Source organism: Bradyrhizobium pachyrhizi, assembly GCF_001189245.1.
Classification (GTDB): Bacteria; Pseudomonadota; Alphaproteobacteria; order Rhizobiales; family Xanthobacteraceae; genus Bradyrhizobium; species Bradyrhizobium pachyrhizi.
Genome location: NZ_LFIQ01000115.1, coordinates 1 through 9236 on the forward strand (window position 1 = coordinate 1; position 9236 = coordinate 9236).

Sequence of the window (9236 nt, forward strand, 5' to 3'; positions counted from 1 at the left end):
CAGACTTCCAAGACACAGGGACCCATAACCCCAAATGGCAATTGGCGCGCGCCGCTGGGGCCACAGCTTGTTTCGACAACGCATGGCGGTGGTTATGGGTCCCGGCTTTCGCCGGGACGACGCGAGGAGAGAGTGCCCCTACCGCGTCTTGCCGCCGAATTCGCCGCTGGCAATCCGCGCCACGCGGCTGCCGGCTGCGGCCGGCGCGCTGTTTCGTTCAAACATGCCATCGCTGCCGCTCTCGCGCGGCAAGGACGACGCTTCATCGACACGGCCGCCGCCCGGCCAGAACAGCAGGACCAGGTTCATCACGCCATTGACGGCCGCGCCGACCACCGTCGCTGTGTGCTGATAGGTCAGCGCATATTGGGGGAATCGTCCGGCAACGGCCCTGTCGAGCACCATGAGGGCGACCCATGCCGCCATCACGCAGACCGGATCCCAGCCCATGTCGCGCACCCGCATCGATTGCAGCATGAAGCAGATGACGAGCATGCCGTAGAAGGCAATGACCAGCACGGGGTTGCTCGATGCCTGCGCCAGCAGCACGTCCATACTGCCGCTCGCCGGTGCGTTGCCGGTGACGCCGTAGACCAGCATCATAAAGCCGAGGCCCACGACGAAGGTGCAGAAGAAGAAAGCCAGTCGGCCCATCCGGGCATTGAAGCCGAAGATGTAATTCAGCATGTGACGCACCCCTTTGGCGGCAGCGTCGGCCAGGGATGCTTTCCGGACCATGAAGCCCGCAGGCGCTTGCCGGCCTGTGGTTTCCGGGAGCTTTACCGGATCGTTAAAGCCTGCTGCAGTGCGGGCGTGGGTCGTTGCCGAAGGCCGCCGCCTGCGACAATCGTTGCCCACGCAACCGGCATTATATTTCTTGCCATGGTCGATTTAGACGAATTATGATGCAAGGTGCTGAGGTATGCGCCGAAGGTTCTAAGTCAGCGCCGTCGGTTCATGCTTGCTGCAGACTTGCGATATCGCGCACAAAATACGTCACAGAACGACGCGCGCAAAGCGTGACCCCCGGGCCCTCGTGATCGAGCCTCGTGGGATCTTTGGTTGAGGAGGGGAGTGAATATGAAAAAGGCATTTTGGCTGGCAGGCGCCATGGCTCTGGCGCTGGCGCAGCCCGCGATGGCGGCTGACAGCGTCAAGATCGGCTTCGTGTCGACCTTCAGCGGTCCGACCGCCGTGATCGGCAACGACATGCGCAATTCCTTCGAGCTCGCGCTCGACCATCTCGGCCGCAAGATCGACGGCAAGCCGGTCGAGGTGATCTACGAGGACGACCAGCAGAAGCCCGATGTCGGCAAGCAGAAGACCGAGAAGCTGGTGCAGTCCGACAAGGTCGACTTCATCGTCGGCTACATCTGGTCGAACGTGCTGCTGGCGTCGCTGAAGACCGCGGTCGATTCCAAGACCTTCCTGATCTCGGCCAATGCCGGTCCGTCGCAGCTCGCCGGCGAACTGTGCTCGCCTTACGTGTTCTCGACCTCCTGGCAGAACGACCAGACCCCGCAGGCGGTCGGCACCTACATGAACCAGAAGGGCGTCAAGTCGGTGTTCCTGATCGGCCCGAACTACGCCGCGGGCAAGGACATGCTGGCCGGCGTCAAGAGCACGTTCAAGGGCCAGGTCGTCGGCGAGGAATATACGGTGTGGCCGAGCCAGCTCGACTTCTCCGCCGAGCTCACCAAGGCGAAGAACTCCAAGGCCGAGTCGATCTTCGTGTTCTATCCGGGCGCGGCCGGCGTGCAGTTCCTGAACCAGTACGCGCAGGCCGGCATCAAGCAGCAGATCCCGCTCTACACCGCGTTCACCATCGACGAATTGTCGCTGCCGTTGCAGAAGGACAATGCGCTCGGCGTTCCCGGCGCGCAGCAATGGGTCAACGACCTGCCCAACGAGGAGAACAAGAAGTTCGTCGCCGACTACCGCAAGAAGTATCCGGGGCTGCGGCCGACCTTCTACGGCGCGCAGTCCTACGACGCTGCCAACCTCATCAACAGCGCCGTGGTCGCGGTGAAGGGCGACCTGACGAAGAAGGACGCGATGAAAGCCGAGATGGAGAAGGTGAACTTCAAATCGGTGCGCGGACCGTTCAAGTACGGCAACAACCACATTCCGATCCAGAACTTCTATCTGCAGGACGTGGTCAAGGACGCCGAGGGCCAGCTGTCGCTGAAGACGGTCGCGACCATCGTCAAGGACGACCAGGATCGCTTCCACGACAAGTGTCCGATGAAGTGATTGTCGGGCGTCTTTTTGGCGCGCAGCTTGCTTTGCGTTTACCTCGCCCCGCGTGCGGGGAGAGGTCGGCGCATAGCGCCGGGTGAGGGGGACTCTCCACGAACCCGGTCTGCGGAGCTGCCCCTCACCCCAACCCTCCCCCCGCGAAGAGCGGGGCGAGGGAGTTCACGTAGCGGCGGCGCATGCGCGCTGCCGCTGTTTCATTTAATGGTGACGTAACCTCACGATGTATCTCGTCGTCGAACAACTGCTGAACGGCCTGCAATTCGGCCTCCTGCTGTTCCTGCTGGCGGCCGGGCTGACGCTGGTGTTCGGCATCATGGACTTCGTCAACCTGGCGCACGGCTCGCTCTACATGATGGGCGCCTATTTCGCGGCGACCTTCGTGGCCTGGACCGGCAGCTTCGTGCTCGGCGCGCTGATGGCGCTGGGCGCCACGCTGTTGCTCGGCATCGCGCTGGAATATGTCGCGCTCAGGCATCTCTATGGCCGCGACCATCTCGACCAGGTGCTGGCGACGTTCGGCCTGATCCTGTTCTTCAACGACGCCGTCCGGCTGATCTGGGGCCCGGCGGGCCTCGCGCTGCCGCTGCCGGCCTGGCTCACCGTGCCGGTGCAGATCATTCCCGGCGTCTACTATCCGGCCTACCGCCTCATGATCATCGTGGTCGCGCTGGCGGTCGCAGCAATGCTCTATCTCGTCGTGATGCGCACCCGCATCGGCATGCTGATCCGCGCCGGCGCCTCCAACCGCGAGATGATCGGGGCGCTCGGCATCAACATCAAGCTGCTGTTCACGCTGGTGTTCGGCCTTGGCGCGGCGCTCGCCGGCCTCGCCGGGCTGATGCAGGCGCCGATCCTCACCGTGCAGATCGGCATGGGCGAGAACATCCTGATCCTGGCCTTCGTCATCATCGTGATCGGCGGCATCGGCTCGATCCGCGGCGCGTTCATGGCCGCGATCTTCGTCGGCATCATCGACACGATGGGCCGCGCCTTCCTGCCCGACCTGCTGCGCAAGGTGCTGAGCGGAGCGGCGGCGTCCACCGCGGCGCCGGCGCTGTCCTCGATGCTGATCTACCTCCTGATGGCCATCATTCTTGTGCTGCGGCCCGAGGGGCTGTTCCCGGCGGCCAGACGATGACGGGAAAGCTCAACGTCTCCAATGCGGTCGCGGCGCTAATGTGTGCCGCCCTGATGCTGCTGCCGCTCTATTCGGCGGTCACGGGCAATATCTTCATCCTCACGCTGTTCACCCGGATCGTGATCTTCGCGCTCGCCGCCGCGAGCCTCAATCTGATCATGGGCTATGGCGGCATGATGAGCTTTGGCCACGCCGCCTATCTCGGCATCGGCGGCTATGCCGTCGGCATCCTCGCCGCCGAGGGCATCGGCTCCGGCTTCATCCAGTGGCCGGTGGCGCTCGCCGTCTCGGCGCTGTTTGCGCTGCTGATCGGCGCGCTCTCACTGCGCACCCGCGGCGTCTATTTCATCATGATCACGCTGGCCTTTGCGCAGATGGCCTACTACATCGCCTCCGCGCTGTCCCGCTACGGCGGCGACGACGGGCTTACCGTCTACAAGCGCAGCGATTTCGCCGGCCTGATCAACCTGTCGGATCGCAACCAGTTCTACTACCTCTGCCTGGCCTGCCTGTTCGGCGGCCTCTATCTGATCTGGCGCATCGTCAATTCGCGCTTCGGCCTCGTGGTGCAGGGCGTCCGCTCCAACGAGCAGCGCATGCAGGCGATCGGCTTCCATGCCAACCGCTACCGCCTGGTCTGCTTCGTGATATCGGGCACGATCTGCGGTCTGGCCGGCGCGCTGCTTGCCAACAACACCGATTTCGTCAGCCCCGCGGTGATGTACTGGACCCGCTCCGGCGACCTCATGGTGATGGTGATCCTCGGCGGCATGGGCTCGCTGTTCGGTCCCGTCATCGGCGCGATCGTCTATCTCCTGCTCGAGGAGCTGCTGTCGCAGTTCACCGAATATTCGGGGCTGATCCTGGGCCCGGTGCTGCTCCTGATCGTGCTGTTCGCGCGCGGCGGCATCATGGGCCTGCTCGGGAGGATGCGCCGTGGTTGAGCCCCTGCCAAATCCGCTGCTGCGCGTCGACAATCTGGTCCGCCGCTTCGGCGGCATCACCGCGACCGACAACCTCTCGATGGAGGTGGTGCCAGGCGAATTGCACGCCATCATCGGCCCGAACGGCGCCGGCAAGACGACGCTGATCAGCCAGCTCACCGGGCAGGTGATGCCGAACTCCGGCACCATCCGCTTCGCCGGCCGCGACGTGACGAACCTGCCGTCCTACAAGCGCAGCCGGCTCGGGCTGGCACGCTCGTTCCAGATCACCTCGCTGCTGAAGGATTTTTCCGCGATCGACAATGTCGCGCTGGCGGCGCAGGCGCATGACGGCCACTCGTTCCGCTTCTGGGGCAATGCGCGCAAGGAGCGGCATCTGCGCGAGTCCGCACGCGCGGCGCTCGAACGCGTCGGCCTCGGCAGGCGCGCCGATATCGTGGTGTCGCAATTGAGCCATGGCGAGCAGCGCGAGCTCGAGCTCGCGGTCGCGCTCGCCACCAGGCCGCAGCTGTTGCTGCTGGACGAGCCGATGGCCGGGCTCGGCGTCACCGAATCGGCGCGGATGGTCGCGCTGCTGAAGGAGCTGCGGAAGGAAGTCACCATCGTCCTGGTCGAACACGACATGGAGGCGGTGTTCGCGCTGGCCGACCGCATCACGGTCCTGGTTTATGGCCGCGTCATCGCCTGCGACGTGCCGGACGCGATCCGCAAGCACGAAGAGGTCAAGCGCGCCTATCTCGGCGAACAGCATGCGGTGACGCGCCATGGCTGAGACCAAGATGACTGAAACCCTGCTCGAAGTGGATGGCATCGAGACCTGCTACGGGCTGAGCCAGGTGCTGTTCGGCTTGTCGCTCAAGATCAAGTCGGGCGAGATGGTCGCGCTGATGGGCCGCAACGGCATGGGCAAGACCACGACGATCCGCTCGATCATGGGGCTGACGCCGGCGCGATCAGGCGCCATCCGCTTCGCCGGCGAGGCGGTGCGCGGCCTGCCGTCCTACAAGATCGCAAAGCTCGGCATCGGCTTGGTGCCCGAAGGCCGCCAGATCTTCCCCAACCTGACGGTGCGCGAAAATCTCGTCGCCGCATCAGGCAATCGCCTTGGCGCCTCCGATCCGTGGACCATCGACAAGATCCACGCGCTGTTTCCGCGGCTCGCCGAACGCACGAACAATATGGGCGTCACGCTGTCCGGCGGCGAGCAGCAGATGCTCGCGATCGGCCGCGCGCTGATGACCAATCCCAAGCTGCTGATCCTCGACGAGGCGACCGAAGGCCTCGCACCCCTGATCCGCGACGAGATCTGGAGCTGCCTGTCGATGCTGAAGGGACGCGGACAGTCGGTGCTGGTGATCGACAAGAACGTCGGAAACCTCGCCCGCATCGCCGACCGCCACTACATCATCGAGCGCGGCAAGACGGTGTGGAGCGGCACCAGCGAGCAGCTGATCGCCGAGCCGGACCTGCAGCACAAGTATCTCGGGATCTAGCTAACGCCCGCCTTGCCGCGAAGCGCTCCGCAGCAAGCGCTTGGCTGCGTCGGCTGCCGCCGCAGCATAAGCTCGGTCGCCATGCACCAGCATCAAGGAGATCGCGCCCTCGGAGAGTAACCAGATCTCGCGCGCACGGCGGAGAGCTTCGCGGACACCGGCCCGCTTCAGCAAGTCGCCAAGATGGGTTTCGAGCAAGGCCTTGTGCCGGCGCGCAATCGCGCGTGCAGGGTGGCCCGGAAGATCGGCCAGCTCGATGACCAGCCTGGTGAATCCCGAGCCGGCCCATCGCGGCCTGTCCGCCCAGACCGCAAGGTCGCGGAACAGGCCATCGATGATCGCCGCCGGCGAGCCGGAGAGCTTGTCGCCAAAGGTCGCGAACGCGGCCAAGGCCAGTTCGTTCTGGGCTTCGAGCACGAAGGCCAGCAGCTGATCCTTGCTTTGAAAGTGATTGTAGAGCGTGCGCTTCGTCACCCTCGTCGCCGATGCGATTTCGTCCATGCTGACACGGCTGTATCCGCGCTGGCGAAACAGGACGTATGCGGCAGCAAGGATGCGCCGCCGGGTCGGTTCTGCAGATCGCGCCATGCAGTCACCCTCTTAAAATATACCGGGTAGTGAATTTACATCGGTTGAAAAACCAATTGGAATGGCATCCGCGACTTTTTCAGCCCGTTGTAGTCGGCTTCCTCCCTCGAGCTGCGAAGGCAGATCATCATGCCCGACTCATTGACGCTCGGAGAAATCAGAGCTCGTCCGGTGGTGCTCAAGCTGAAGCGGCCGGTGGTCGCGCGCATTGTCACGATATCGGAGTGGCCGCTCGTACTCATCGATCTGGTGACGGAGGAGGGCATTGTCGGGCGCGGCTATCTCGAGCCTTACGTCGTGAAATCGATGCGATATCTGGTTCCGGCGTTGCATGATCTCGGCGAATTGCTCAAAGGTCGGAGCGTGGCGCCTGTCGAGTTGTTCGAGGCGGCGCGCAAATCGCTTCACTTCGTCGGCTACGAGGGAATGTCGATGATCGCCGCGTCGGGCCTCGACATGGCCGCGTGGGACGCGTTGGCGAAAGCGGCAAACAAGCCGCTGTGCGTGCTGCTGGGGGCGACGGTCGGCGCCGTGAGATCCTACAACAGTAACGGCCTTTGGTTGAAGGAGCCGGCCGCCGTCGCCGCCGAAGCTTTGGAATTGCGGGACGAAGGAGGTTTCTCAGCCCTGAAACTGCGCCTCGGCAGGAGCGATCCACGCGAGGATCTGGCGACCCTCGACGCCGTTCGAAAAGCCGTCGGGGATCGCATGCATCTGATGGTGGACTACAACCAGGGGCTCAATCTCGCCGAAGCCATCGACCGATGCCACATGATCGATGACCACGGCCTCGACTGGATCGAAGAGCCTGTGCTTTACGACAATCTTGACGGGCACGCCCAACTGGCGGCGGAGCTGAAGACGCCGATCCAGATCGGCGAGAACTTCTATGGTCCGAGGGAGATGCACAAAGCGATCGCGAAAAAGGCTTGCGACCTGGTGATGCCGGATTTCATGCGCATCGGCGGGGTGACGGGCTGGATGCGCGCGGCTGCGATCGCCGGCGCGGCGGGCATCCCGATCTCAACGCATCTTTATCCGGAAGTCGCCGCCCACGTCATGCGCGCAACGGAGACCGCTCACTGGTTGGAATGGCAGGACTGGGCCGATCCGATTCTCGAACGGCCCTATGAAATCAAGGATGGTCTTTTGCATATTCCCGACACGCCCGGTGTCGGTCTGGAATGGAACGAAGCGGCCGTCGCGGCTCATCTCGCGAAACTCTAAAGCGCGATGAGATTAGGTTGAATCGTCGTCGCGCTTTAGCTCCTTGTTTGAGCATGATCTTTTCGGAAAACCGCTTCGCACTTTTCCGGATCATGCTTTAGAGCACGTCAGAACATCTCGAAATATTCGCGGTGCTCCCAGTCCGACACCTCGGCCTGGAAGCGCTCGATCTCCGCGTTCTTGATGAAGACGTAATAGTCCACGAACTCCGGCCCCAGCGCCTGACGGAAGAACGGATCGTCGTTGAGCGCGAACACCGCCTCGCGCAGCGACTTCGGCAGCAGCGCAGCCTTGGTTTCATAGGGCGTGTCGGCCGACGGGCCGGGGTCGAGCTTGCGGTCGACGCCGTCGAGGCCGGAGAGGATCTGGCTTGCCATGTAGAGATAGGGATTGGCGGCGGGTTCGCCGATCCGGTTCTCCAGCCGGGTCGCCGGATCGCCGGCGCCGCCGAGCACGCGGATCATCACGCCGCGGTTGTCGCGGCCCCAGATCGCGCGGTCCGGCGCCAGCGAATAGGAACGGTAGCGCTTGTAGCCGTTGATGGTCGGCGTCGTGAACACGGTCGAAGCGCGCGCGTGCTCGATCAGGCCCGCCAGCCAGGCGCGGCCGAGCGCGCTGAGCGGCTCGCCGGTCTCGTTCGCCATGAAGGCGTTCTCGCCATCGGCGCGCGACACCAGCGACTGGTGCAGGTGCCAGCCGCTCGCGAACACGTTCGGCAGCTTCGGCCGGCACATGAAGGTCGCGTGATAGCCGTGGCGGCGCGCGATCTGTTTCACGGCCGAACGAAACAGCACCATGGTGTCGGCCGGCGCGAGCCCGACGGTCGGAGCGAAGGTGAATTCGCACTGGCTCGGGCCGAACTCGACCTCGACCGAGCGCAACGGCAGGTCGAGCGCGATGATGTCGCGGCGGATGATCTCGAGCGCCGGCTCCATCAGGTCGTAGCGCTGCTCGGTGAGGTATTGATAGCCGTGCGACAGCAGGCTGACCGACGGCGGCCGTCCGGGCTGGCCGGCATCCTCCGGCGCCATATGAGCGTCGTCGAGCTTGAACAGATGGAATTCGACCTCGAGACCGGCGACGAAATCGTAGCCGTGGCTTCCGAGCTGATCGAGCACCTTGCGATAGAGGTTGCGGGTCGCGAACGGCACCGGCCGGCCATCGCTGAAATGGAGGTCGCAGAGCAGCCAGCCGGTATTCTCGGCCCAGGGCAGCACGCGGAACGTGGTGGGATCGGCGACCATCAGCACGTCGGCCGCGCCCTCCATTTCCTTCATGCCAAAACCGCCGCCTGCGGTGAACACCGGAAATACCGTCTTGTGCGAGGTGTCCTTGGCGAGCATCGTCGTGGTGATGGAGCAGCCGCCCTCCAGCGAGCGCACCGCCTCGCTGGCGATCAGCGTCTTGCCGCGCAGGATGCCGTGCTGGTCGGGAAACGACAGGCGGATGACTTCGAGGTTCTTCTCCTCGACGATGCGGCGGAGGCGTTGTGCGGCCTCCTTCTGCTCATCCGACCACAGGCCATGACGCTCGACGAAGCTCACCGCGTCACTCCTTTGCTTCTCCCTCGCCCCGCTCTTGCGGGGA

Annotated in this window: 9 protein-coding genes; 6 read left to right on the plus strand and 3 right to left on the minus strand. The window is 64.0% G+C overall.

What is annotated here, in order from left to right:
* Nucleotides 1-138: 138 nt before the first annotated feature.
* Nucleotides 139-858, minus strand: a complete 720-nt coding sequence (locus tag AKL29_RS30890) for a DUF805 domain-containing protein (RefSeq protein WP_152977840.1) — start codon at nt 856-858, stop codon at nt 139-141.
* A 222-nt stretch (nt 859-1080) separates the two neighbouring features.
* Here AKL29_RS30890 and AKL29_RS30895 point away from each other — a divergent pair, with 222 nt between their 5' ends.
* From AKL29_RS30895 to AKL29_RS30915, 5 genes are all read left to right on the plus strand, one after another.
* Nucleotides 1081-2253, plus strand: a complete 1173-nt coding sequence (locus AKL29_RS30895) for an ABC transporter substrate-binding protein (protein WP_050386773.1) — start codon at nt 1081-1083, stop codon at nt 2251-2253.
* A gap of 226 nt (nt 2254-2479) precedes the next feature.
* Nucleotides 2480-3397 carry a branched-chain amino acid ABC transporter permease gene (locus AKL29_RS30900; protein WP_028333776.1) on the plus strand — a complete coding sequence of 306 codons (918 nt, stop codon included), beginning with the start codon at nt 2480-2482 and terminating at the stop codon, nt 3395-3397.
* The gene (locus AKL29_RS30905; RefSeq protein ID WP_050386774.1) at nt 3394-4341 is read left to right on the plus strand and encodes a branched-chain amino acid ABC transporter permease; all 948 of its coding nucleotides are present in this window, start codon (nt 3394-3396) and stop codon (nt 4339-4341) included. The genes AKL29_RS30900 and AKL29_RS30905 overlap by 4 nt, the downstream gene beginning before the upstream one ends.
* Before the next feature lie 4 nt (nt 4342-4345).
* On the plus strand, nt 4346-5113 hold the full coding sequence (locus tag AKL29_RS30910; RefSeq protein ID WP_038377411.1) for an ABC transporter ATP-binding protein: 768 nt from the start codon (nt 4346-4348) through the stop codon (nt 5111-5113).
* Nucleotides 5106-5834 carry an ABC transporter ATP-binding protein gene (locus tag AKL29_RS30915; protein ID WP_038377393.1) on the plus strand — a complete coding sequence of 243 codons (729 nt, stop codon included), beginning with the start codon at nt 5106-5108 and terminating at the stop codon, nt 5832-5834. Before AKL29_RS30910 ends, AKL29_RS30915 begins: the two co-directional genes overlap by 8 nt.
* Here AKL29_RS30915 and AKL29_RS30920 read toward each other — a convergent pair whose 3' ends face one another.
* Nucleotides 5835-6422, minus strand: coding sequence for a TetR/AcrR family transcriptional regulator (locus tag AKL29_RS30920; RefSeq protein ID WP_063779976.1), 588 nt, complete (start codon nt 6420-6422; stop codon nt 5835-5837).
* Between the two features lie 129 nt (nt 6423-6551).
* Between AKL29_RS30920 and AKL29_RS30925 the strand changes: the two genes are divergently transcribed.
* Complete coding sequence (locus AKL29_RS30925; RefSeq protein ID WP_050386776.1) at nt 6552-7649, plus strand: enolase C-terminal domain-like protein; 1098 nt, start codon at nt 6552-6554, stop codon at nt 7647-7649.
* A 107-nt stretch (nt 7650-7756) separates the two neighbouring features.
* Here AKL29_RS30925 and AKL29_RS30930 read toward each other — a convergent pair whose 3' ends face one another.
* Complete coding sequence (locus AKL29_RS30930) at nt 7757-9193, minus strand: glutamine synthetase family protein (protein ID WP_050386777.1); 1437 nt, start codon at nt 9191-9193, stop codon at nt 7757-7759.
* Nucleotides 9194-9236 lie beyond the last annotated feature (43 nt).

Bases quoted from the DNA above. Each gene is read 5' to 3' on its own strand.
- AKL29_RS30895 (WP_050386773.1), top strand. From the start codon at position 1,081: ATGAAAAAGGCATTTTGGCTGGCAGGCGCCATGGCTCTGGCGCTGGCG.
- AKL29_RS30900 (WP_028333776.1), top strand. From the start codon at position 2,480: ATGTATCTCGTCGTCGAACAACTGCTGAACGGCCTGCAATTCGGCCTC.
- AKL29_RS30905 (WP_050386774.1), top strand. From the start codon at position 3,394: ATGACGGGAAAGCTCAACGTCTCCAATGCGGTCGCGGCGCTAATGTGT.
- AKL29_RS30915 (WP_038377393.1), top strand. From the start codon at position 5,106: ATGGCTGAGACCAAGATGACTGAAACCCTGCTCGAAGTGGATGGCATC.
- AKL29_RS30920 (WP_063779976.1), bottom strand. From the start codon at position 6,422: ATGGCGCGATCTGCAGAACCGACCCGGCGGCGCATCCTTGCTGCCGCA.
- AKL29_RS30925 (WP_050386776.1), top strand. From the start codon at position 6,552: ATGCCCGACTCATTGACGCTCGGAGAAATCAGAGCTCGTCCGGTGGTG.